Genomic DNA, 23,909 nt, shown 5'->3' on the forward strand with positions numbered 1-23,909 from the left:
TGGGGCTGGGGCTGGCAATATACGTCGACGACGAGGCCTTCGGTCGAGGCCTCCTGCCGACGGGGGACATGACATGACGACGCCCACCGTGGAGACCCAACAGGACCGGTCGGCCAGTCCTGCCGGGCAGACGGGGAAACCCGGCATCGGGCGGCAGATCCTGCTTCTCACGGTGACAGCGCTCGTTGCCGGCGCCGCGGGAGTGGCGGGCACCCTGCTCCAGCAACGGCTCTCCGCTCCGGACACCTCGGCCGTCGACGCCCAGGCCGCCGAGCTCGCCGAGGACCTGCGCCACGACCTGAACGTGGGCTTCTGGTCGCCGGGCAGGACCTTCGGAGGTCAGTTCACCGAGGGCACGCTCGTCTCCCACGCCGAAGCACACGGCGGAGTACTGCTGAGCGCGGGCACGGAACGGGAGAAGTCCGGCGGGAGCGTCCACACAGCACAGGTGATGCTGGGCCTGCTGCCGCCCGGCACCGAGACCGTGGCCGCAAAGGCGTACCCGGTTCGCTGCTACCGCTACACCTTCGCTTTCGGCGCTCACAGCGTGCATCAGTCCACGACGGACTGCCCCACCACACGCACCGACAACCATCCCGGCAGCCTCGTGGCGCAACTGGGCGCCCTGCTCCTGCGGCAGCCCACCGGGACGAACATGTACCGGCAGACACCGACCGCGGGACACCCTCACACCCCCGCAGGCGCAGTGGACTTGCTGAAGGACAAGCGGCTGGTCTCCGACGACGACACCGTGGACGTGGTCGCGGGCAAATCCGCCGGCAACGGCGTCTACGTCCTCGCACTGCGCATCAACAGCGGCTGCCACTACCTGCGCATGGACGCCGCGCCCTCCGCGTCGCGCCTGATACCGCTGTGGCTCGCCCCCGCCGACGAGCAGGAGACCTGCGGCGCGGACCAGGCGGTGGCCGCCGCACCCCTGTACGGCATCGACCCGGCCAAGGCCGGTTGACTGCACACATCCGGGGAGCCCGGCGGCGGGGAAGCCGTCAACGCCCCTCCGCTTCGCTGTTGAGGCCCGCAGGGGGCGACTTGACCACCCGAGTGGAGCGTCCTCCCCGAAGACGGGCCGCGCGCCGGAGCCGGTGGAGCCCGTCGTCATCGTCATCGTGCCCGCTACGTGCCCCACGGCATGACGGGAGCCCGGTGGCGTGCTCCGCGGCTACTCCGCCGGTCTGTGCACTACCTGACAGTTCAGGAGAACAAGGCGCCCACGAGGATCGCGCCGTAGTGCACGCATTGGTGCCACCGCTTGCAGTAGCGCTTGGCCCGCCACAGCGAACGCCGCGTGAATTGCTTCTCGCACCACACACACCTGCGAGCCTTCCCATCCCCCATGGCCACGACCCTATCGACCAACGTCAATGCCCCGAACGGGAGCCGGCCGGCGATTGCCTCCGTCCACCCGCGTGCCCCTCCCGTGCCCGACAGCGGGAAACCCGCGGGAACAGCGGTGCCCGGCGGGGAGCAGGCATGGCAGAGGCCCCCGACCATACGTACTGGCCGGGGGCCGTTCACCTGCGGTGGGTGTGGGATTTGAACCCACGGTGACATCGCTGCCACGACGGTTTTCAAGACCGCTGCACCAGCAAGTTCGAGCCGCGCTGACCTGCTCCGAAGGCCCACAGCGACGTCTGGGCACCCCCCGTGGCCCGCACATGGCACGCAGTCGAACCGAGCAACCTCGCTCGACGCTTGACTCTGGGGGTGCTCCACTGCTCCGCCCCTGGGGCATTGGCGTCGTCCTCCTTGCGGCGTTGGGGCTTCTGGCTGCGCTACATAGCTCAGCAGTGCCAAAATGTGGTCAGTTCGAGGGGAGACGAGATGGTGGATCCGGTAGTCATTGGTGCGGTTGGGCGGATTGCAGCGGCGGCGGTACAGAGGTCCTCCGCCCCTGTCCGCGATACTGGGGCAGTAGTTGAGGAGTGGTCAGAGGAAACAGATGAGCGGGGCGGTCTCCTTCTAAACAGCCTCGATGGAAATCCGCTGACATTGCTGACTCAAGATCAGGTCGGACAGATTCGAACCTTCGTTGAATTGCCTGAGTCGGTAGCCCTATTTCAGTTCATGCTGATTGCAAGGCTAGGAGTGAGAGAAAGGAAGGCATTCGAAGAAATTTCCAACGAATACCGTGAAACATTCATCATCCAAGTCGATGAATTTTGCGCCGCCAAGGGTTACATCTGGGCGAATCTTGCAGGAGATCTTTGGGGGATTATCTCTGCTCACATGGAAAGCGTGTTTCCGAGCGACAAAGCCCTATCGCATATCAGTAGGGGAGAACTGGAGAGAATCACTGCCTATATTGGCTCTACGGAGAAGATTGAAGGAAAGTCACGCCCGGCCAATATCGCCTTTCGTGAGATCGTCGATATCCTTGGCGATCCAGCACGTTTCGCAAATGCAAGAAATCATCTGGCCGATATCCGAGCCGCGTCCGAGCGCCACTACGCGGAACTCAATTTGGCTCACGCCATCAGTCATTCTGTAGAAAACTTCCGCTTCGACTATGGCGCCCTCTATGTTTCTAGAACATTGCGGGTACAAAACTCTCAGGTTCAGCGCGAAGACTCCTTTCTGACCTCACCTATAGGTCGGCCTCGATGTGTCGTAGTCGGGAGTCCTGGCGTGGGTAAGAGCACAATGACTCAACATCTTGTTCACCAGTTGTCAAAAGACGAAGCTTCAGATGACGCCTACGCTGCTGTTGTTGTGGCCTGCAAGGAAGTAGCCAAGACTGACGGAGGCGCCTACATTCTGGGTGCCATTAGCAAATCAGTTAAAGAAAATCTACAACTGGACATCGGCGACCAAGCCCTAAATGACTTGGCCACATTGGGTCGTTGCTTTGTTATTTTCGATGGAATCGACGAAATTATTGACATAGTTCGTCGCAAGCAGTTCGTTAGGGTCATTGAATCCTTTGCTGCACGATATCCACTCATTCCAGTGCTAATTACCGCGCGTCGCGTTGGTTATGGGAAAGCGCCCTTCAGCGGCGAATTCTCGGTCTATGAGTTGGATGACTTCTCGGATGATCAAGTTGTTGAATATACGAGTAAGTGGTTTGAGGCTACTGGGCGAAGTCAAGCGGAGAAAGATTCCTTCCTGCGGGAGACTGAGAATGTTCCAGATGTGCGCACGAATCCGCTTATGCTTTCTCTGTTGTGTGCACTTTATCGAGCCCGCGGCTATATCCCACGAAACCGACGTGAAGTCTACAAAGCGTGTGCAGACCTATTGTTCCAGCGCTGGGACGCAATGCGGCACATCGAACAACCGGTAGATCATCGACAATACGGCACGCGGCTTATGCAGGAACTGGCTCTCTTTTTCTACAAGAGTCAGAGCGCACAAGCCGGGGTCCAAGAGAAGCAGCTACGAAAAATCATTGCACAGTTCTTCACTGCGACGGCATCCGTAGACGAGGTAGATGCTAGTACTCGCGCCCAAGGCTTCCTTGACTTCTGCGCCGATCGCGCCTGGTTGTTGACCTACCAAGGAACTGACGATCGAGATCAGCGCCTTTTCGGCTTTACGCACCGTACCTTCATGGAGTATTTCGCTGCTGAGGCCATTGTAAGGCGAGCGCGATCAATCGACGAGATCGTGACGGAGATAACGCGTGCCTACGAGGCAGACTCTAGCTCCGTCCTCGCTGACGTCATTTTCCAGTGCGCTGATGATAAATACGACGGTGGTGCTCGTGAAGTCGTAGCGGGGCTCATGGAAAAGGCTCGTGGTATTGGGTGGAAAAACGCACCGAAATACATCTCATTGTGCTTGCGCATAATGAACGCTGCCCCACTTCCACCGGACTCGACAAAACTCATCTTCGACGCGCTTTTTCAGCATTGGGGAGACGGATCACCGGAGTCTGACTACGTCACCGCCATAGCTACGTTCGATCTTTACAGGGACCCTCGAAACAGATTCATCTCTACGCTTCGGGAGCATCCCGAAAGGGCAAAATCGGCGCTACTTCGATGGGCGAGGTTCCATTGCAGAAATAAGACCTCTATGTTTGATCCCGCTTGGGCCGAGGATTTGCTCAATGTTGCCTCGGAGGCTACCTTCGAAAAGGTAGATGATCCGGCCTTGTTCGGGTATCTATTGGATACCCGGATCGTTTCGATTGATCAGTTCTCCAAGGTTCCAAGTCCATGGCTACTCTACGCACGCGCTTTCGGCGAACCTACCCCCGGACCATTGTTCATGGATCTTAGGTGGCGGGTTTGGGGGGCAGAGGAATCCTCCGGGGAGACACTGGTGTCCAGAGCGCTAGCACGAGAGCATATTCCAGCCATGCTATATGCAGGAGACTTTCACTCTTCTTGCAAGATTTTCGCTTCGAGCCTTCCCTCTCTGGATAACTCAGTCATCTCTGGTTCGGAGTTCAAGCAAAGCGATCGCGACTTCATCCTGTGGGTCAGCTGCTTCCTTTATGAGGCCATTTCTCCCAGTTTCCACGAGTTTCATGAGCTTGTCGATTACGTGCATGGAAAGGACTGGTTCGAGCGTGCTGCTTCAACACGAATGAATGGAGTGGGGCAGCTGTCCCTGGATGCCCCATCACCCTTTTCGCAATCTGAGCTGAATGCTCTTGTCCGGGGCGGAATGGTCCCATCCTGGTTTCAGTCGTGGTGCATGGGAACCCGGTCGTTTGTTATTGAAGAGCCTGCCAGGAACTGAGCGGACTGGCGGTGCGATAGACGTAGCGGATTGAGGACGCTTTCCCCCCGAGGGTGATCGTGGCTCTGAGAGAGCGCAGACCCGGACCTGGGCTGGGCCCGCGCTCCGGAGCGGAGTGAACCGAATCGATGAGGATCGCTGATGCGGGAACACCTAGTTCTAGTGCCTGCTCTCCCCCTCTTTGACGAGACGAGCCCGCGCATATACCTCGGAACCTTCCGGGAGGCCGTGCGCTGTCGCTACGAGCGGCGTGGCCGGCCAAGGACACCGACGGCAAGGGCATCGACCTCCTGATGCGGCTGTGCAACGTCGCCAACGCGGAAACCGAATATCTCGCCATCGCCAGGCTCATCGGCTGCCTCGGCCCCGGCGTGGCCGTCCCAGCACCGTTCCTCACCGGCCCGCAGGGCGCGGGGAGTCGACCGGAGGCCGGATGCTGGTGCGGATCGTAGAGGGCATGAGCGGGGACCTGCGCCGGGCCCCGAAGGACGAGGAGAACCTGATCGCGGCCGTCGCCGCCGGATGGGTCACCGCCATCGGACTTCATCCTGCCGCCGGAGAGCGAGCCGGAGGCGGGAGGCGAAGTGCTCGTGTCGGAGAGCCACCCGGAAGTCGGGGGCGGCTGGACCGATAGCGGGAAGTCCCATGACGAGCGCGGCCTGAAGCACCGGGCGCGGAAGGCCGTACGGGCGGTTCCCGTCCCGCCGGTATACGTGCGGATGGTCCGCGCCCACGTCGCGCGCTTCGGTGTCGCACCGGACGGCCGGCTGTTTCGGGCAGTGCGCGGTGGCCGTCTGACGTCGAACGAATACTCCGACGTCTGGAGCGAGGCACGGAAGGCAGAGCTCAGCGAACAGGAACTTCGGACCGCGTTGGCAGAGGTCCCGTACTCCCTGCGGCACGCGGCCATCTCGCTGTGGATCACAGTCCGGCATGGACCCGGTGGAGGCCGCCTACCGCGCCGGCCACAGCCTCGCGGTGCTGTACCGGTTCTACGCCAAGCTCCTCAAGGGCGGATCGGCTGCGGCCAACCGGCTCGTTGAGCTGGGACTTCGCGCCGAGGAGTAGGCCCCACCCTGGCCCGCGCATGGCCCACACGCCCTGGTCGGCACCGGGAAACAGGGGCACAGAGTGAAACAAGGTGAACGCAGAGGGCGGGCCCCCGTTTCGGAGACCCGCCCTCTGACCTGCTACTTCTCTCACCTGGCGGTGGGTGTGGGATTTGAACCCACGGTGACATCGCTGCCACGACGGTTTTCAAGACCGTTCCCTTAGGCCGCTCGGGCAACCCACCTCGCGCCGGCGGGCAGCGGCCCGCTTCGACGCGAGGACAGCCTAGCCGGTCAGCTGTCGCCCTTGCGCTCGCCCAGGGTGACTTCAGCGGTCGACGTCTTGCCGCCGCGCTTGTACGTCAGCGTGACCTTGTCGCCCGGCTTGTGGGTCCAGATCTCACCGATCAGGGTCGGGCCGCTGTCGACCACCGTGTCGTTGAACTTCGTGATGACGTCGCCCGGCTTCAGGCCCGCCTGGGCCGCGGGGCCGCCCTTCGTCACCGCTTCCGTGCCGCTCGCGCCCTGGTCCGAGATGACCGCGCCGCCGGTCTTCTCGTCCATGGTCACCGTGGCTCCGATGACCGGGTAGACCGGCTGGCCGGTCCTGATCAGCTGCTCGGCGACGTTCTTCGCCTGGTTGATCGGGATCGCGAAGCCGAGGCCGATGGAGCCGGCCTGGCTCTGGCCGGTACTGCTGCCGGTGGACTGGATCGCCGAGTTGATCCCGATGACCGCGCCACCGGCGCTCAGCAGCGGGCCGCCGGAGTTGCCCGGGTTGATCGAGGCGTCGGTCTGCAGGGCGCTCATGTACGAGTTGCTGCCGCCGGAGCCGTCACCGGAGGCGACCGGGCGGTTCTTCGCGCTGATGATGCCCGTGGTGACCGTGTTGGACAGGCCGAACGGGGCACCGATCGCGATCGTCGAATCGCCCACCGCCACCTGTTCCGAGTTGCCCAGCGACAGGGGCGTGAGCCCCTTCGGCGGGTCCTTCAGCTTCAGGACCGCGACGTCGTAGCCCTCGGCCCGGCCGACCACCTCTGCGCCGTACTTCTTGCCGTTCGAGAACGTCGCCGTGAGCTGGCCGTTGTCCGCCGCGGAGGCCACCACGTGGTTGTTCGTGAGGATGTGGCCCTCCTTGTCGTACACGAAGCCCGTGCCCGTACCGCCCTCGCCGTCGCCGCCCTGCGCGTCGATGGTGACCACGCTCGGCAGCGCCTTGGCCGCCACGCCCGCGACCGTGCCCGGGTCGCGCTTGAGGTCCTGCGGGTTGGCCGACGCCGCGACGGTGGTCGAACCGGAGGAGCCTGCGCTGTCGTTGCTGTCGGCAGCCCAGTAGCCGAGGGCGCCGCCGACGCCGCCCGCCACGAGCGCTGCCACGACCGCCGCGGCCACCAGACCGCCCGCGCCCCGCTTGCGGGGGGCGTCGTGCGTCTGCGGCTGGCCGGGCGGGCCCCACACCGGGCCGCCGCCGTGTGCGCCGTGTGCGCCGTGTGCGCCGTGTGCGCCGTGCGCACCGTGGCCGCCGTGCGCGTACGCGGGGACCGCGGGCGGAGGCGGGGGCCAGCCGGCATCCGCCGCCGACTGCGGTACGGGGGGAGGCGTGTGGGGCTGCGGCGCCGGGGGGACCTGGGCCAGGGGCGTGGTCGCCGGGTCGTGCGCCGGCGGCACCTGCGGCTGCGCGGCGGTCACGTCCGGCTGCGGAGGGGCCGGGGGCGTGCTTCCAGGAGGCCCCTGGGGAGCATCGGCCGGCACTGGAGGTGCGGACGGAACGGACGGGGCGGCCTCGGCCGCGTTGCCCTCGTTGCCCTCGTTCTCTGTGCTCACAGCTCTATACTCCTCGGTTCCACATCATCGTTCGGCAAGAGATCCGCTGTGTACGTGTCTGGAGTCAGCTTTTCCCACAGCACGTCAGACCACTGTAAGCAGGACCTGTGCATCCGCGCACGGCCCTTTACACCGGACAAAACGACGCTGCTTCGCAAGGTTCGCGCAGCCGGGCCTCCCGGTGACACCATGACGCGGTGACCCAAGCACGGCAGCAGCACACCACGCAGCATCCCATCCAGGTCATCGCACACCGAGGCGCGTCCGACGACGCCCCCGAGCACACCCTGGCCGCGTACCGGAAAGCGATCGAGGACGGCGCCGACGCCCTGGAGTGCGACGTGCGGCTCACCGCCGACGGCCACCTCGTATGCGTGCACGACCGTCGGGTGAACCGTACGTCCAACGGCCGCGGGGCGGTCTCCGCCCTGGAGCTCTCCGAGCTCGCCGCGCTCGACTTCGGCTCGTGGAAGGACCGGGACGAGTCGGAGTCCCCCGACTGGGACCCGGTGCCGGGCGAGCTCACCTCCGTACTCACCCTGGAACGACTGCTCGAACTGCTCGTCGAGACGCGCGCCGCCGGGCGTCCGCTCCAGCTCGCCATCGAGACCAAGCACCCGACCCGCTGGGCGGGCCAGGTCGAGGAGCGGCTGCTGCAGCTGCTGAAGCGCTTCGAGCTCGACGCGCCGCCGGCCGGGGGCCCCTCACCGGTCCGCGTCATGAGCTTCTCGGCCCGTTCCCTGCACCGCATCCAGGACGCCTCACCGGAGCTGCCCACCGTCTACCTGATGCAGTTCGTCTCGCCCCGGCTGCGGGACGGACGGCTGCCGGCCGGCGCCCGGATCGCCGGCCCCGGGATGCGGATCGTGCGCAGCCACCCGGGATACATCGACCGCCTGCACCGCGCCGGCCACCGGGCCCACGTCTGGACGGTCAACGAACCGGAGGACGTCGAGCTGTGTGTCCGGCTCGGGGTGGAGGCGATCATCACGAACCGCCCGAAGCAGGTCTTGTCCCAGTTGGGCCGCTCTTCATATCAGTGACGGGGAGTACACCGGCGCATTCGGGCTGTATTTGATCGTTGCGAGTGCGTCACTGTCAGACCACTGGCCGGTTTCCGGCCCAGCCCAGGGGGGCATCCACACCTGGCGTGGGGCAAAGGAGGTCTCGGGGGTGGCGTTGGTGGTGGCACAGGAAGTGCCCACGTCGTCGAGCATGGCCGTACCCCATGGCCCTGCGGGCGTGGGTCAGGCACGACGCCGGATGCGTGAGCAGTTGCGCAGTCGCGGGGTGTCGGATTCGGTCGTCGACGATGCTGTATTGATCCTTTCCGAACTGCTCAGCAACGCCTGCCGTCACGGTAGGCCGCTGGGCCGGCACAGCGACGTGGGGGAGGGCGACGTGCGCGCCGCCTGGCACGTCGACCGAACAGGCGGGCTGACGGTCGAGGTGACGGACGGAGGCGGTCCGACCCGACCGGTTCCGGCCACTCCATCGGTCACGGCTCGCGGTGGCCGGGGGCTCAACATCATCAGCGCGCTCGCCGAGAAGTGGGGCGTACGCGACGACTCGTCCGGCGAGGTCACGGTCTGGGTGCTGGTCGACGAAGGGCCGCAGCACCCCGACGGCCGGCCGGGCGGACAGGGCAACGGCCGGGCCACGGGTGCGATCGGACCGGCGGACGCGATCGGACCGGCGGACGCGATCGGACCGACGGACGCGATCGGAGTACCCGTCCCCGTCGTACCGGGCCTCAACGGGCTGGGTCTCACCGACGGGCTGAGCCTCGCCGACGCCTTCGACGACGCCGGCTGACGACCCCGACCATGTCTCACCGGCCGGTCCGTCGGTGATCTGTGGCCGGTCCGTTGGTGATCCCTGGGTGATCCGTCGGTGATCCGTGGGTGAGGGGACAGAGCCCCACCGGTAAGCGGGCGCTGCGGCAACCGGGAACGCTCCGGCGGGAAGACGCCCTCAGCAGGCCGCCTTCCCACGCTCGCGCCTGCCCGCGGCGGGGGCAGCTGCGCACCGGGCACCGCAAGGACGGCTAGGCTCGCGGCCCAGACCGCACTGTCGCAACCGTCGCAACCGGGAGAAAGCCCACCATGGCCAAGAAGCGCCCTCAGACCAAGGCCGGGAAGCCGCAGCTCAAGGACGGCGAGATTCCGGTGGTCGGGGCTCGCGAGCCCTGCCCGTGCGGTTCTGGCCGCCGATACAAGGCCTGCCACGGCCGCGCCGCCGCCCAGGCCGTGACCGAGCTCGTCCAGCGCCCCTTCGAGGGACTGGCCGGCGAATGCGACTGGGTCGCGCTGCGCGAGCTGGTCCCCGCCGCCACGGTCGAGCTGACGCTGAAGGGCGGGCTGCCCGAGGGCGTGCCGTCCGTGACGCTCGCGACCGTGCTCCCGATGGCCTGGCCCGCGCTGCGGCGTGACGACGGCTCGGTCCTGCTCGCCCTGCAGAACGACACCTCTTCCGGCGACCTCAGCCGGGACCTCGCCGACACCCTGCAGCGCGCGCTGGGGACCGAGTCCGGCTCGCCCGTCGCCGCCCGGCGGGTTCCGGCCGACGGTCCCCGGCTGCAGGATGTCCTGGACCCGGATGCGCCGTTCGCGCCCGTCGTGCACTCCGGCTTCGAGTTCTGGGTACCGGACTCGGAGAACGCCACGGCCGAGGTGTCCGCCTCTCTGGAGCGGGCGAACGAGGCCGCGATCCCGACCGTCCTGCTCACCGGGGTGGACGCCGCGTACTGGTGCGAGACGCCGGACAAGAACCACCTGCGGTGGGTCATGCCGCACCCCGAGGAGCAGCTCCTCGACGCCCTCGCCCGGCTGCACGCGGCGGGTGTCTCCTCGCTCGGCGAGGGGACCCGGCTGGTCGGCTCCTTCCGCGCGCACGGCCTGATGGTCCCGGTCTGGGATCTGCCGAGCGCGATGGGGGCCGAGGAGTGCGAGAAGCCCGCAGCGGTGTTCGCGGAGCGGCTGGCCACGGCGCTCGCCTCTGACGCGCCCCTCACCCCCGAGGAGCGCCGGGCGCGCGGCGGGCTCACCAACCGCCAGGTGACACTCAGCTGACAGTGACCACTACCCGGACCGTACGGTGACTCGCGTCACAACTCCCCGTACTGACAGGTAAATCGCTGTCCGAATACGCGAGATCGAATTTGCGAACGGCAGATCTCTTGTTACCGTTCTAGAAGCCCGGTCGCTGGTGCATCCCCCGTCGCCAGCGATCGGGCATCCTCATTTCCGGATGCGGGGCCCACTCGCGCACCGCAGGGCGCGCGCACCGCGCACAGACCTGACGCAGGTCCTCGGACGAGCCCCCGCCGACACCGGCTCCGTCTCCTCAATCCCCCCTGGCTTTCCCCGTATCGCCCTGCCTCCCCCGGCTCCCTGGCGTCTCACGGCGACCCGAGCGGTTCCGACCGGCACCCGGACGGCCACCGGGGGCGATCCCCTAAAGAACAACTCGAACATTCTTCGAACGAGTTTCGTATGAGGCATCAGGAAACCGACTGCCGAACGCCTTTGTAGCGACCGGCTTTGCGCGCGACCGGTACGGGCCGCGGCGCGCGGCCGACGGAGCCGGGAGATCCGGTGGTCACACCGTTGCGGATGCCAGGCATTTCCTGGTGGATGCGCGCTTCCAGGCGTGCGGAAATTCCCGACAGGGCGCCGGAATTCCGCACACCGCCCCTGGCGCTACCCCTTCCCCCTCGCCAGCAGACGGGCCGCACCGCGGGCGAGCCGCTCTCCCGCCCCGCACGTGAGCCGCTCTTCCCCCACCCCGTAGGCGAGCCGGCCTCCCCGTCAGTAGGCGAGCCGGCTTCCACCGTCCGGAGCGCTGTTGCTCGCCTCGACCAGCGCGTCCAGGACCGCCCCCACATCCGGCAGCCAGGGCGAGGCGGCCGCCGCGACGGGCGCTCCGCCCGCCAGCCGCACCCTGGGCACCCGGGCCGGCGCCCGTACCCAGCGCACCTGCCCAGCGCCGGTACCGGACGGCGGAAGGACGAGGTAACCCCCCTCGCCGTGGAACCGCAGCGAGCTGGGCACCCAGTCCTGCGCGTGCAGCAGTTCACCGAGCCGTTCGAGGGTGTACGGGGCGACCAGCAGCGACCACCGGGTCGGCGACGCCACCACGGGGCCCAGCCGCACCCCCATCCGGTCGAGTTCGGCCAGTGCTCCGGCGCCGGCCGCCGCCGGCAGGCTCAGCGCGCACGGCGCCCGCCCGCCGGTGGCCAGTACCACCGGCGCGGTGGGCCGGCTCGTCCACCACCAGCGCACCATCCGCGGGTCCGTGGTCGCCGCGAGCAGTCCGGGATCGAAGGGGTGTGCGCCGGGCACGGCGCACTCGGGATCGGGGCAGGCGCAGCCGCGCTCACCGCGGCCGTCGGCCGCCAGCAGTCCCACTCCGGGGAGTACGGGCCACTGCCACTCGGTAGCACAGGTCAGGGCCGCGTCGAGCTGGGCGGGCCTGTCCCGGAACCGGAGCCTGCGTCGCCTTCCGAGGATCTCGCGCATGAGCGCTCGTTCCTTTCCGTTGAACGCCGAGGGTCCACATCACACCACGCGTGCGTCACATCGCGTGTGCGGAATTTCACTGTGTGTACATGCTCGTCGAGCCTGCGGTACGGGTTGGTCGTCGCTACCGAGCGTGAGCCGTGCTGAGCCGAATCGAGCCGGTTCCAGTCGAGATCGTGGCGAGGCGCGGAGCGCGTATCGCGCCTGCCGTCCGTACGTACAACCTCGCCACTCGGGGGTGGGGCGTGGCCGTCACAGATGAGGACGTCCGGGCCCGCTGCCAGGTTCCGGGGGCGGTCGGAACCACCCCTGGCCATCCATCGGTTACGTACCCAGCATGCCCGCGATGACGCTCCTCTCGGGACTTCACCCCGTGAGCACCCCCTGCCGAGCAGACCCAGTCGACCGCAAATAGCTTCCGCTGGGTGCATTTTTTGGCCAAGTTAGTTATCACTTGGACACCACAAATCCCGTGCGGACAATGCTGGACATCACGTTACTTGTACGTGTACATGTGGATGCACTGATAGCGGCGCAGAATGACATGGGGGTTTGCGATGCTATTCGACGAAACACACCAGTCGGAGAGCCGACAACCATGAGCGCCCCGCACCTGCCGAAAGTGGCTGGAATCAACCCCTCAGTTCCGGTTTCGACGCACACTGACGGGCCTCTCACCGAGGTACCCGCCGCCCCCAGCGCCTTCATCCAGGACCGTCTGGCGGGCTGGGTCTCCGACCTCACCACGCTGCACGAACTCACCGAGCGGCTGGCCAGAACGAGCACCCTGGACGACGCGCTCCACGAGCTGCTCGAAGCCGGAGCCGCTCTGCTGGGCGCCCGCCGCGGGCTGATCGTGTTCGAACCCTCCGACCGCCGTGGCCCCGTCAGCACCATCGGTCTCGGACTGGCCCACGCGGAGCTCGGCCAGATCGAGACGGTGCCGCGCAGCGCCACGTCCTACGGCCGCATCCTTGAAGGTCTGCCCGGCTCCGAGAACTCGCTGACCACCCCCGATCTGCTCGGCGACACCAGCCTGGACCCCCGCAGGCGCGAGGTAGCCGCCCGGCTCGGCTACGCCGCCAGTTACGCGCTGCCGATCAGCACCGACCGGACCGGCCGGCTCGCCGCCGCCGTCTGGCTCTACGACGAACCCGCCGAGCCGCTGGAGCGTCAGCGCCACCTGGCCGGTCTGTACACCGGGTACGCCGCCGAGCACCTGGCCCGGCTGCTGGAGCTGGAACGGGCCAGGACCGATGTCGCCACCGTCACCGAAGAGCTGCTGCCCAGCCGGATGCCCCGGATCCCCGGCGTGGAGCTGGCCGTACGCCACCACGCCGCACCGCAGGGCGGCAACGACTGGTACGACGCGCTCGCCCTGCCCGAGGGGGCGCTCGGCCTCGCCGTCGGCTCGGTGAGCGGCTCCGGGCCGAGCGCCCTGGCCGCGATGGGCCGGCTGCGGGCCGGTCTGCGGGCATACGCGGTGATGGAGGGCGAGGACCCGGTCGCCGTGCTCTCCGATCTTGAGCTCCTGCTCCGGCTGACCGAGCCGGCCCGCTCCGCGACCGCCCTCTTCGCCTACTGCGAACCCGCCCGTCGCAAGATCCTGCTGGCCGGGGCCGGACACACCCCGCCGCTGATCATCGGTGACCGGCGGACCGAGTACGTCGAGACCACCCTGTCCGCGCCGCTGGGCATGCTCGCCTGCTGGGAGGCGCCGAGCGTGGAGATCGAACCGGCCCCCGGCGAGACCGTGCTGCTGTACACCGACGGCCTGCTGCGCCGGGCCGGGGACTCGATGGACCGGGCGTTCACCCGGCTCCACTCGGCGGCGGCGAGCGTCCCGAAGGCGCTGCGCCACGACGCCTCTGCGGTGGCCGACCACGTCATGCGCACCGTGCTGCCCGACGGGCCCGAGCAGGGCGACGACACCGAGGACGTGGTCCTGCTGGCGGCACGGTTCGACTGAACCGCCCGGCTCCCCACGATCCGGACCGTGTCCCGGTACGAGGTCTTCCGGTAAGAGGTCTTCCGGCCCTGGGCCCCCTTCCGTACGCCCGTACGATGGAGGGGGTCCAGTGTCGTATCAAGGAGAGACAGAGTCGTGTCTGAGGAGCTCACCCCGGAGAACCCGGAGACCGAAGAGGCAGAGCCGGTCAAGCAGCGGAAGAACGGCCTGTACCCGGGCGTCTCCGACGAGCTCGCCGCGAGCATGAAGTCCGGCTGGGCCGACACCGAGCTGCACGGGCTGGAGCCGATCGCGCAGGCCGGGCACACCGCGGAGCGCCGCGCCGCGCTCTCCGCGCGCTTCCCCGGCGAGCGGCTGGTCATCCCGGCCGGCCGGCTGAAGACCCGTTCCAATGACACCGAGTACGCCTTCCGCGCCTCCACCGAGTACGCGTACCTCACCGGCGACCAGACCCAGGACGGCGTCCTGGTCCTGGAGCCGGCGGACGGCGGCCACGAGGCGACCGTCTACCTGCTGCCCCGCTCCGACCGGGAGAACGGCGAGTTCTGGCTCGACGGCCAGGGCGAGCTGTGGGTCGGCCGCCGCCACTCCCTCACCGAGGCCGAACAGCTGCTCGGCATCCCGGCGAAGGACGTGCGGGAGCTGCCCGCCGCGCTGGCCGAGGCCACCGGCCCGGTCCGTAACGTCCGCGGCCACGACGCCGTCATCGAGGCCGCGCTGACCGACAAGGTAACCGCGGAGCGCGACGAGGAACTGCGCGTCTTCCTCTCCGAGGCACGCCTGGTCAAGGACGCCTTCGAGATCTCCGAGCTGGCGAAGGCCTGCGACATCACCGCACGCGGTTTCGAGGACGTCGTGAAGGTCCTCGACAAGGCGGAGGCGACGAGCGAGCGCTACATCGAGGGGACGTTCTTCCTGCGCGCCCGCATCGAGGGCAACGACATCGGCTACGGCTCGATCTGCGCCGCCGGCCCGCACGCCACCACCCTGCACTGGGTGCGCAACGACGGCGCGGTGCGCTCCGGCGAGCTGCTGCTGCTCGACGCCGGTGTGGAGACCACCGACCTCTACACCGCCGACGTGACCCGCACCCTTCCCATCAGCGGCACGTTCACACCGCTGCAGCGGAAGATCTACGACGCGGTGTACGAGGCCCAGGTCGCCGGCATCGCGGCGGTCAAGCCCGGCGCGGGCTTCCGGGACTTCCACGACGCCGCGCAGCGCGTCCTGACCGAGAAGCTCGTCGAGTGGGGCCTGCTCGGCGACCGGACCGTGGACGAGGTCCTGGAGCTGGGGCTGCAGCGCCGCTGGACCCTGCACGGCACCGGTCACATGCTCGGCATGGACGTCCACGACTGCGCCGCCGCGCGCACGGAGTCGTACGTCAACGGAACGCTGGTGCCCGGCGTGTGCCTCACCGTCGAGCCCGGTCTCTACTTCCAGGCCGACGATCTGACCGTCCCCGAGGAGTACCGCGGCATCGGCGTCCGGATCGAGGACGACATCCTCGTCACCGAGGACGGCAACCGGAACCTCTCGGACAAGCTGCCGCGTCAGGCCGACGAGGTCGAGGCCTGGATGGCCCGGATCAAGGGCTGACCTTCCGCCCCGCCGGAGGGCGCCCCGCTCAGGACACCATGAGCAGGGCGCCCTCCCGCCATTTCAGGATCTTGTCGAAGCTCACCACCGCGCCGCCGCGCCCCGGCCGGTTGCCGAAGTGCACATGGTCGGAGAGCTCCTCGATCAGGCAGAGGCCGCGCCCGCCCTCGGCGGCCAGCGGCGGGTGTCCGGCCTGCTTCGACTGAGACTGCTGCAGTTGGTACTGCTGTTGATACTGCGAGTGCTTCTGATAATGCGGTTGCTGTTGATACTGCTGATGCTGCTCTTGTTGTGCGGCATCGCGAAGCGTGCGTCGGGTGGGGAAGCCGGGGCCTGAATCGGCGACTTCGATACGGCACTTCTCGCCGTCCAGATAGGCGGTGACCCGGTACTGCCCGCAGGCCGTACCGGACGGCTCCTCCCACGCGTCCGGAGCATCCGTCGTGTCCCGGTGTTCCCCTGCGCCGTCCGGGCCTCCGCCGGTCCCGCCGTGCTCGACGGCGTTCGCGCAGGCCTCGCTGAGCGCGACCGACAGGTCGAAGGAGATATCCGGGTCCACGCCCGCGGATTCCATGCTGCCCAGCAGGAATCGACGGGCGAGCGGAACGCTCGCAGCTTCGCGCCGCAGATGGAGTGACCACCACATGCTCATGCTCCAGCCTCCTGGCTGCGGCTCGACATACCGATACGTATTGCCGCCCGATGCCGTTCGTAAGCACGGACGGGATGTGAGACCGCTCATTCGGCGGATACCCGGGCTCGCCGCAACTGTGCATGCCCGGCCCACAGGACGTCTCCTACCCGTCCGCAACCATCCCCAACGGCCCGGCACGCAGCCAATCGGGCGGAAGGTGACCTTCCGGACCTGCCGTACGGCGGCCGGGGCCGCAGTGCGATGATGACCCGGCCATGTCTACGTCTGTGGGACGCGCCGGAGCCGGTCTACGGCTCTTGAGGGCCGCGGTGTTCGCCGCGGTCTGCGTCGCGCTGTCCGCGGCCGGACACGCGATGGCGGCCTGCGCGGCGGTGCCCGGGTGGACCCTGCTCGCCGGATTCCTCGGGATCCTGGCGGTGGCGGTGGCGCTGGCCGGCCGCGAACGCTCACTGCCGTCGATCGCCGCGGCCCTGGCCGGCGGACAGATCGCCCTGCACACGCTCTTCGGTGTCGGCACGCACACCGCGACGCCGCGGCCCGCAGCCGGTGACGACTCGCTGATCCGGTTCGCGGCGAGCCTCGTCTGCGGCGCGGGCCCCGACCGGTTGAACACCGCGGACGCCCGTCGCATCGTCACCACCGCGGGCATCGACCCCGCGTCGGTGACCGCGCAGGCGCATCAGCACATGGCTGCCGCCCCCTCCGGCGGCATGGCCGGCTCCGGAGCGGCCGGCCTCGCCGGAATGTTCCCCAGCCTGCCGATGCTGCTCGGCCACCTGCTGGCTGCGCTGGCCACCGGCTGGCTGCTGCGGCGCGGCGAGATCGCCCTGTTCCGGCTCGCCCGGCTGTCGGCGCACGGCGCCCAGCAGATCGCGGCCGGAGCCCGGCTGCGGGCGCTGCGCGCGGCGCTCGTCCTCGTATCCGCCCTGCGGGCCGGCCTTCCGGGCGGTCCGGCTACCGGGCCGCGCACGCTCCGTACGGCGGTCGACGCACCGGCCCCGGCCACCGGGGACCCCCTCCAGCACATGGTGATCAGGCGCGGGCCGCCGTCCGCGTTCGCTCTCGCAGCCTGACGCGACACCCTCCACACGATGCGCGCACGACCCCCGCAGGCACCTCACCGGTGCGGGCGCCGGGCTGCGCACACGCACCGCTCGTGAGGGGAAGAGGTGTCGCGATGCCGTCGCGCACCCGCGCGGCGGAGCACCTTTCCTTCGTGCTTTGTGGAGTGATCCCTGACATGAACGTTTCCCGCATCGCCCTCGCCGGCGGCGTCGCCGCGTCCACCGTGCTGATCCTCGCCGGTACGGCCTCCGCCCACGTCAGCGTCCAGCCGGAGGGCGAGGCCGCCAAGGGCGGTTACGCCGTCATCAACTTCAAGGTCCCCAACGAGCGCGACGACGCCGCGACGACCAAGGTCGAGGTCAACTTCCCGACCGATCACCCGCTGGCCTCCGTCATGCCGCAGCCCGTACCCGGCTGGGACATCAAGGTGACCACGAGCAAGCTGGCCAAGCCGCTCGACATGCACGGCAAGAAGATCAACGAGGCCGTCTCCAAGGTCACCTGGACCGCCGACGGCGGCAAGATCGAGCCCGGCCGCTTCCAGCAGTTCCCGCTCTCCGTCGGCCAGCTCCCCGAGGACGCCGACCAGCTGGTGTTCAAGGCCATCCAGACGTACGACAACAAGGAAGTCGTCCGCTGGATCGAGGAGCAGAAGGACGGGGCCGAGGAGCCCGAGAGCCCCGCTCCCGTCCTCAAGCTGACGGCCGCCGCCGACGAGGCGCACGGCGCGGCGGCCACCGGCTCCGACGACAAGAACGCCGCCGCGGACCAGTCGGAGGAAGAGAAGACGACGGCATCGGAGTCCTCTTCCTCCTCCAGCGACAACACGGCCCGTGTTCTCGGCATCGTCGGCATCGTCATCGGCGTCGCAGGTGTCGCCTTCGGCGTCCTGGCCGGCCGGCGGCGCACCGCCTGACCCTCCACCAGGTCGTGTTTCTGAACACGACCTGGCCCCACCCGCAACACCGACCCATCAGGAATCAGTGCTCCATGGTTAAGAAGTCTGTGCTGGCCGCGGCGCTCGTCGCCGCGGCCGCACTCACCCTGTCCGCCTGCGGCGGCAGTGACAACGACAGCAAGAAGCCGATCGCCGACGTCTCTGTGGAGGCGAAGACCAAGGCCGCGACGGTGCTCGACGACCCGTTCACCAAGCCGGACCTCGTCCTCACCGACACCCACGGCAAGAAGTACGACCTGCGCGAGAAGACCAAGGGCAAGCCGACGCTCATCTACTTCGGCTACACCAACTGCCCCGACGTCTGCCCGCTCATCATGAGCAACATCGCGATCGCCAAGAAGTCCCTCCCGCAGGCCGAGCGGGACAAGCTCCAGGTCGTCTTCGTCACCACCGACCCGGAACGCGACACCCCGTCCTCGCTGGGCAGCTGGCTCAAGGCCCAGGACCCCTCCTTCATCGGGCTCACCGGCGATTTCCCGGCCATCCAGGCGGGCGCCCGGCAGATCGGCATCGGCATCGACGCGCCGAAGAAGGAGAAGGACGGCACGATCGTCTCGATGCACGGCTCGCAGGTCCTGGCGTTCTCCCCGAAGACCGACAAGGGGTACGTGCTGTACAGCGAGGACACCACGCCCGACGACTACACCAAGGACCTCCCCAAGCTCCTCAAGGGGGAGACTCCGTGACCCGCCGCACCGCCCTCGCCGGCGTCCTGGCCCTCTCGACGGGTCTGGCGCTGGCGGGGTGTTCCGCCACCGGCGGCAAGCCGGAACTGAAGGTCACCGGCGCGTTCATGCCGCAGCCCGTCAGCGACATGGCGGCCGCCTTCCTCGTCGTGCAGAACAGCGGCGGCACCTCCGACCGGCTCACCTCCGTCACCAGCCCGCTCTCGGACGACGTCACGATCCACGAGACGAAGAACCAGGCGATGCGCATGGTGACGTCCTTCGCGGTGCCCGCGGGCGGCGAGCTGGACCTGGAACGCGGGGGGAACCACATCATGTTCATGAAGCTCAAACAGCAGCCGAAGCAGGGCGAGAAGGTGTCCATGGAGCTGCACTTCGAGAAGGCCGACCCGATCAAGGTCGACCTTCCCGTGAAGGAGACCACCCACAACCCGAAGAAGCAGTGAGGGACTGACAGACCATGACAGCCACCGCCCCGCCCTTCGGGCCGCCCCCGTCCGTACCCGCCATACGCAGGCCGCTCGCAGCGGCCGGACTCCTCGCCGCTCTGCTCGGCGTGGTTTTCGGTCTGCTGCTGGCGGTCGCGGGTCCCGCGTCGGCCCACGCCGCACTCACCGGGAGCGATCCACAGGACGGGGCGGTGGTCGCCACCGCCCCCAAGCAGGTCACGCTGACCTTCTCCGAGCAGGTGGCCGTGGACAAGGGGTCCATCCGGATCCTGGACCCCAACGGCAAGCGCGCCGACACCGAGGCCGCCCCGCTCGATCTGCACAGCGGCTCCACCGTGAAATACGGCGTCGCCCTGCACACCGGCCTGCCGGACGGTACGTACACCGTCGCCTGGCAGGCCGTCTCCGCCGACAGCCATCCGGTCTCCGGCGCCTTCACCTTCTCCATCGGCGCTCCCTCGGAGACGACCGTCGCCCTCCCGGACAACGAGGCCGGGGGCGGGCTCGTCGGCACGCTCTACGGCATCGCGCGCTACGCCGCGTACGCCGGATTCATCGTGCTCGCGGGCGGCGCCGCCTTCGTCCTGGCCTGCTGGCAGCGCGGGGCGGGGGCGCGCCCGCTGCAACGCCTCGTGGTGCGCGGCTGGATGACCCTGACCGTGGCCACCCTCGCCATGCTGCTGCTGCGCAACCCCTACACCGGGTCCGGGAAGCTCGCGGACGCCTTCGACCTCGACGGGCTGCAGGCGGTCCTCGACACCAAGCCCGGCGCCGCGCTCGTCTCACGGCTGCTGCTGCTCGGTGCGAGCGCGCTGTTCATCGCCGTGCTGTTCGGGGCGTACGCGAAGCGCGAGGACGAGCGCGAGAAGAAGGACCTCACCTTCGGCCTCGCCGCCGGGGGCGCGGTCATCGCCGCCGGGATCGCCGGGACCTGGGCGCTCGCCGAGCACGCGTCGACCGGTATCCAGCCGGGCATCGCGATGCCGGTCGACGTGCTCCACCTGCTGGCCGTGGCGACCTGGCTGGGCGGGCTCGCGGCCCTGCTGGTCGCGCTGTACCGCACGCCCGACGTCACCCCCGACGCCGTGCGGCGCTTCTCCCGGATCGCGTTCTGCGCTGTGCTCGTGGTCGTCGCCACCGGGATCTACCAGTCCTGGCGCCAGCTCGGCTCCTGGTCCGCGCTGACCGGTACGGGGTACGGGCAGCTGCTGCTCGTGAAGGTGGGGCTCGTCGCGGTGCTGGTCGGGGTCGCGTCGTTCTCCCGCCGGTGGACGGGAAGGCTGGCGGCCGGCGGCGGCGCGGTGACGGAGACCCGGGCTGCCGAAACCGGGGCGGAAGCCGGGGCCGAAACCGGGGCCGAAACCGGGGCCGGGGCCGGAATGGAAGCCGACGTCGCAACGGCTTCGTCGTCGGGCGATTCCACGGCGCAGGACCCCGCACGGGCCGCCCAGCTCGCCCGGCAGAAGGCCGCCGTGGCCACCGCGGAGAAGAAGCGGGTACGTGACGCCGACCCCGACCGCTCCGGCCTCCGCCGCTCGGTGCTGGCCGAAGTCGGTGTCGCGGTGGCCCTGCTGGCGGTGACCACCATCCTGACGTCGACCGAGCCCGGCCGCACCGAGGAGGAGGCTGCCCGTGCGTCGAACGCGGCCGCCGCTCCCGCCGTGAGCGGCCCCGTCAACCTCACGCTGCCGTTCGACACCGGCGGCCAGAACGGCAAGGGCACGGTCCGGATGGACATCGACCCGGGCCGTACCGGGACCAACGCGCTCCACCTCTGGATCGAGGACAGCCAGGGGAAGGCCATGGACGTCCCCGAGGTGAAACTCGCCCTCACCCTGAAGTCCAAGGACATCGGCCCCCTCCCCGTGGTCCCGGTCCGGCTGACCGAGGGGCACTGGACATCCAGCGGCCTGCAGATCCCGATGGCGGGCGACTGGACCGTCGCGGCGACGGTGCGGACGTCGGACATCGACCAGACGACCGTCGACAAGAACGTGAAGATCGGCTGAGCAGGACCGTGAGCGGAAAAAGTTCGAACAACACAGGCAGCACGGGCAGCACAGGCAGCTCGGGGACAGGCAGGACGGCGAAGGGAAGCGGCGGATCAGGGGGCGCCGGTTCACACGGCCCCGGCGCCCTCTCGCGGCGTCGGCTGCTCGGCACCGCCGGAGCGGCCGGGGCCACCGGGCTGGTGCTCGGGGCGGCCGGAGGCGCGGCCGGCTACGCCGCGACGCGGGACGACGCACCGACCGCGCTGACCTCCGTCGGCTCCTCCGAGGTGATGTTTCACGGGAAACATCAGCCGGGAATCACCACCCCGCTCCAGTCGAGCGGCCATCTCATCGCCTTCGACCTGGCCGCCGGCGCCGGCCGGAAGGAGGCGGCCGCCCTGATGCGCCGCTGGTCAGCCGCCGCACAGCGGCTGATGGCCGGCGAGCCCACCGCCGGTGGCGCGGCGGACGGCACGGGGCACGACACCGGCATCGCGCTGGATGCCGGGCCGTCCTCGCTGACCGTCACCTTCGGCTTCGGCGCCACCTTCTTCGAACGCACGGGCCTGGCCGACCGCAGGCCGCCGGGGCTCGACCCGCTGCCGCCGTTCTCCGCCGACCACCTCGACGGGGCCCGCTCCAACGGCGACCTCTGGGTGCAGATCGGCGCCGACGACGCGCTCGTCGCGTTCCACGCGCTGCGAGCCGTACAGAAGGAGGCCGCTTCGACGGCCACCGTGCGCTGGCAGATGAACGGCTTCAACCGCACACCCGGCGCCACCGCCGAGCCGATGACCGCCCGCAATCTGATGGGTCAGATCGACGGCACCGGCAATCCGAAACCGGCCGACAACGACTTCGACCGGCGCGTCTTCGTCCCGTCCGGCGGCGGCGACGCGACGTACGAATGGCTGGCCGGCGGCTCGTACGCGGTCGTCCGCCGGATCAGGATGCTGCTCGACGACTGGGAGAAGCTCCCGGTGGAACGTCAGGAACGGGTCATCGGCAGGCGCAAGGCGGACGGCGCCCCGCTGAGCGGCGGAACCGAGACCACCGCCATGGATCTCGACAAGGCCGGTCCCGACGGGAAACTCCTGATCCCCGCCAACGCGCACGCCCGGATCTCCTCCCCCGAGCGCAACAGCGGAGCGGCCATGCTCCGCCGCCCGTTCTCGTACCACGACGGCATCGCCACGGACGGCACTCCGGACGCGGGGCTGCTGTTCATCTGCTGGCAGGCGGATCCGCTGCGGGGCTTCGTCCCGGTGCAGCGCAAACTCGACCGGGGAGACGCGCTCTCCCCCTTCCTGCGCCATGAGGCGAGCGGGCTGTTCGCCGTGCCGGGCGGGGCGGCGGCCGGGGAGTACGTGGGGCAGCGGCTTCTGGAGTCCTGAGCAGGAGCGGCTCAACAGTCCTGGGCTTTCGAGCCGTCACGGCGCATTAGGGTGACGGTATGTCCGCCACGCGCTACGCCTATCTCGGCCCTGAGGGCACCTTCACCGAGGTCGCCCTCCGTACGCTCCCGGAAGCCGCCACCCGCGAACTCGTCCCGATGGTCTCCGTGCCGGCGGCCCTGGACGCGGTGCGCAACGGCACGGCCGCCGCGGCACTCGTACCGATCGAGAACTCCGTCGAGGGCGGCATCACCACCACCCTCGACCAGCTCACCAGCGGTGAACCGCTGATGATCTACCGCGAGGTGCTGCTCTCCATCACCTTCGCGCTGCTCGTGCGCCCCGGCACCAAGCTGTCCGACGTCAAGACGGTCACCGCTCACCCGGCCGCGCAGCCGCAGGTCCGCAACTGGATGGCCGCCCATCTCCCGCAGGCCGTGTGGGAGTCGGCGGCGTCCAACGCGGACGGTGCCCGGCTCGTGCAGGAGGGCCGGTACGACGCCGCGTTCGCCGGTGAGTTCGCCGCGGCGACGTACGGGCTCGAACCGCTGGTGACCGAGATCCACGACGCGGAGAACGCCCAGACCCGCTTCGTCCTGGTGGGGCGCCCGGCCCGGCCGGCGGCGCCGACCGGTGCGGACAAGACCTCGGTGGTCATCTGGCTGGGCGACGACCACCCCGGTGCGCTGCTCGAACTGCTCCAGGAGTTCGCGGTACGCGGGGTGAACCTGATGCTGATCCAGTCCCGGCCGACGGGCGCGGGGATCGGCAACTACTGCTTCGCGGTGGACGCCGAGGGCCATATCTCCGACCGCCGGGTGGGCGAGGCGCTGATGGGGCTGAAGCGGATCTGCCCGAACGTCCGCTTCCTCGGCTCGTATCCGCGGGCCGGTGTGACGCCCGCGGACGTCGGCCCGTTGCGTGCGGGCACGTCGGACGCGGAGTTCACGGTGGCCTCGGACTGGCTGGCCCGGAACCTGGACGGGCGGGCCTGACACTCCCGCCGCTCGTCGGTGTGCTCCCCGGCCGTCGGTCCC

17 protein-coding genes, 2 tRNA genes and 3 pseudogenes are annotated in these 23,909 nt (G+C 68.7%); 16 read left to right on the forward strand and 6 right to left on the reverse strand.

Annotation, left to right across the window (positions count from 1 at the left end):
• The first annotated feature begins 73 nt into the window (after positions 1 to 73).
• On the forward strand, positions 74 to 970 hold the full coding sequence (locus ACIP89_RS07790; RefSeq protein ID WP_402113708.1) for a hypothetical protein: 897 nt from the start codon (positions 74 to 76) through the stop codon (positions 968 to 970).
• Positions 971 to 1,539: 569 nt separating this feature from the next.
• Here the strand turns inward: ACIP89_RS07790 and ACIP89_RS07795 are convergent.
• A tRNA-Ser gene (locus tag ACIP89_RS07795) sits at positions 1,540 to 1,628 on the reverse strand.
• A gap of 214 nt (positions 1,629 to 1,842) precedes the next feature.
• Between ACIP89_RS07795 and ACIP89_RS07800 the strand changes: the two genes are divergently transcribed.
• Positions 1,843 to 4,710, forward strand: coding sequence for an NACHT domain-containing protein (locus tag ACIP89_RS07800; RefSeq protein ID WP_402113712.1), 2,868 nt, complete (start codon positions 1,843 to 1,845; stop codon positions 4,708 to 4,710).
• A 171-nt stretch (positions 4,711 to 4,881) separates the two neighbouring features.
• On the opposite strand, the pseudogene ACIP89_RS07805 reads toward ACIP89_RS07800, so the two are convergent.
• Positions 4,882 to 4,965 (reverse strand): annotated as a pseudogene (locus ACIP89_RS07805) (GntR family transcriptional regulator); the annotation flags it as partial.
• On the opposite strand from ACIP89_RS07805, the pseudogene ACIP89_RS07810 reads away from it, so the two are divergent.
• Both ACIP89_RS07810 and ACIP89_RS07815 read left to right on the forward strand, forming a co-directional pair.
• A pseudogene (locus tag ACIP89_RS07810) lies at positions 4,965 to 5,248 on the forward strand (ATP-binding protein); the annotation flags it as partial. The pseudogenes ACIP89_RS07805 and ACIP89_RS07810 overlap by 1 nt on opposite strands.
• Positions 5,249 to 5,643: 395 nt before the next feature.
• Positions 5,644 to 5,778 (forward strand): hypothetical protein, encoded by a 135-nt coding sequence (locus ACIP89_RS07815; protein ID WP_382133931.1) that lies wholly within the window; start codon positions 5,644 to 5,646, stop codon positions 5,776 to 5,778.
• 136 nt (positions 5,779 to 5,914) lie between these two features.
• Here ACIP89_RS07815 and ACIP89_RS07820 read toward each other — a convergent pair.
• Positions 5,915 to 6,004 (reverse strand) — tRNA-Ser (locus ACIP89_RS07820).
• Positions 6,005 to 6,053: 49 nt separating this feature from the next.
• Positions 6,054 to 7,586, reverse strand: coding sequence for a S1C family serine protease (locus ACIP89_RS07825; protein WP_402113719.1), 1,533 nt, complete (start codon positions 7,584 to 7,586; stop codon positions 6,054 to 6,056).
• A gap of 197 nt (positions 7,587 to 7,783) precedes the next feature.
• On the opposite strand from ACIP89_RS07825, the gene ACIP89_RS07830 reads away from it, so the two are divergent.
• From ACIP89_RS07830 to ACIP89_RS07840, 3 genes and pseudogenes are all read left to right on the forward strand, one after another.
• On the forward strand, positions 7,784 to 8,629 hold the full coding sequence (locus ACIP89_RS07830; protein ID WP_401925957.1) for a glycerophosphodiester phosphodiesterase: 846 nt from the start codon (positions 7,784 to 7,786) through the stop codon (positions 8,627 to 8,629).
• Positions 8,630 to 8,673: 44 nt separating this feature from the next.
• Positions 8,674 to 9,401: pseudogene (locus tag ACIP89_RS07835) on the forward strand (ATP-binding protein).
• Positions 9,402 to 9,691: 290 nt separating this feature from the next.
• Positions 9,692 to 10,657: a DUF5926 family protein gene (locus ACIP89_RS07840; protein WP_402113720.1), complete on the forward strand. Its 966-nt coding sequence runs from the start codon at positions 9,692 to 9,694 to the stop codon at positions 10,655 to 10,657.
• A 738-nt stretch (positions 10,658 to 11,395) separates the two neighbouring features.
• On the opposite strand, the gene ACIP89_RS07845 is transcribed toward ACIP89_RS07840, so the two are convergent.
• Entirely contained in the window at positions 11,396 to 12,106 is a 711-nt protein-coding gene (locus tag ACIP89_RS07845; RefSeq protein ID WP_401929526.1) for a bifunctional DNA primase/polymerase, read from the reverse strand.
• Positions 12,107 to 12,704: 598 nt separating this feature from the next.
• On the opposite strand from ACIP89_RS07845, the gene ACIP89_RS07850 reads away from it, so the two are divergent.
• A complete protein-coding gene (locus tag ACIP89_RS07850; protein WP_402113723.1) occupies positions 12,705 to 14,075 on the forward strand; it encodes a PP2C family protein-serine/threonine phosphatase in 1,371 nt (456 codons plus the stop codon).
• 135 nt (positions 14,076 to 14,210) lie between these two features.
• Positions 14,211 to 15,674 carry an aminopeptidase P family protein gene (locus ACIP89_RS07855; protein ID WP_402113726.1) on the forward strand — a complete coding sequence of 488 codons (1,464 nt, stop codon included), beginning with the start codon at positions 14,211 to 14,213 and terminating at the stop codon, positions 15,672 to 15,674.
• Positions 15,675 to 15,702: 28 nt separating this feature from the next.
• Here the strand turns inward: ACIP89_RS07855 and ACIP89_RS07860 are convergent, their stop codons facing one another.
• A complete protein-coding gene (locus ACIP89_RS07860; protein WP_401929521.1) occupies positions 15,703 to 16,326 on the reverse strand; it encodes an ATP-binding protein in 624 nt (207 codons plus the stop codon).
• 257 nt (positions 16,327 to 16,583) lie between these two features.
• Here ACIP89_RS07860 and ACIP89_RS07865 point away from each other — a divergent pair, with 257 nt between their 5' ends.
• The 7 genes from ACIP89_RS07865 to pheA all read left to right on the forward strand — a co-directional run bounded on the left by ACIP89_RS07865 (position 16,584) and on the right by pheA (position 23,867).
• Positions 16,584 to 17,402 carry a hypothetical protein gene (locus ACIP89_RS07865; protein WP_402113728.1) on the forward strand — a complete coding sequence of 273 codons (819 nt, stop codon included), beginning with the start codon at positions 16,584 to 16,586 and terminating at the stop codon, positions 17,400 to 17,402.
• 167 nt (positions 17,403 to 17,569) lie between these two features.
• Positions 17,570 to 18,310 carry a YcnI family protein gene (locus tag ACIP89_RS07870; RefSeq protein WP_402113731.1) on the forward strand — a complete coding sequence of 247 codons (741 nt, stop codon included), beginning with the start codon at positions 17,570 to 17,572 and terminating at the stop codon, positions 18,308 to 18,310.
• 74 nt (positions 18,311 to 18,384) lie between these two features.
• Positions 18,385 to 19,038: an SCO family protein gene (locus ACIP89_RS07875; RefSeq protein WP_401925974.1), complete on the forward strand. Its 654-nt coding sequence runs from the start codon at positions 18,385 to 18,387 to the stop codon at positions 19,036 to 19,038.
• Entirely contained in the window at positions 19,035 to 19,484 is a 450-nt protein-coding gene (locus ACIP89_RS07880) for a copper chaperone PCu(A)C (protein WP_401925977.1), read from the forward strand. Before ACIP89_RS07875 ends, ACIP89_RS07880 begins: the two co-directional genes overlap by 4 nt.
• 14 nt (positions 19,485 to 19,498) lie before the next feature.
• Complete coding sequence (locus ACIP89_RS07885; protein WP_402113733.1) at positions 19,499 to 21,496, forward strand: copper resistance CopC/CopD family protein; 1,998 nt, start codon at positions 19,499 to 19,501, stop codon at positions 21,494 to 21,496.
• 8 nt (positions 21,497 to 21,504) lie between these two features.
• Positions 21,505 to 22,872, forward strand: coding sequence for an iron uptake transporter deferrochelatase/peroxidase subunit (gene efeB, locus ACIP89_RS07890; RefSeq protein ID WP_402113736.1), 1,368 nt, complete (start codon positions 21,505 to 21,507; stop codon positions 22,870 to 22,872).
• Positions 22,873 to 22,931: 59 nt separating this feature from the next.
• Complete coding sequence (gene pheA, locus ACIP89_RS07895) at positions 22,932 to 23,867, forward strand: prephenate dehydratase (protein ID WP_024492880.1); 936 nt, start codon at positions 22,932 to 22,934, stop codon at positions 23,865 to 23,867.
• The last annotated feature ends 42 nt before the right edge of the window (positions 23,868 to 23,909 follow it).

Origin of the sequence: Streptomyces sp. NPDC088730 (assembly GCF_044751215.1) — a bacterium.
Lineage (GTDB): Bacteria > Actinomycetota > Actinomycetes > Streptomycetales > Streptomycetaceae > Streptomyces.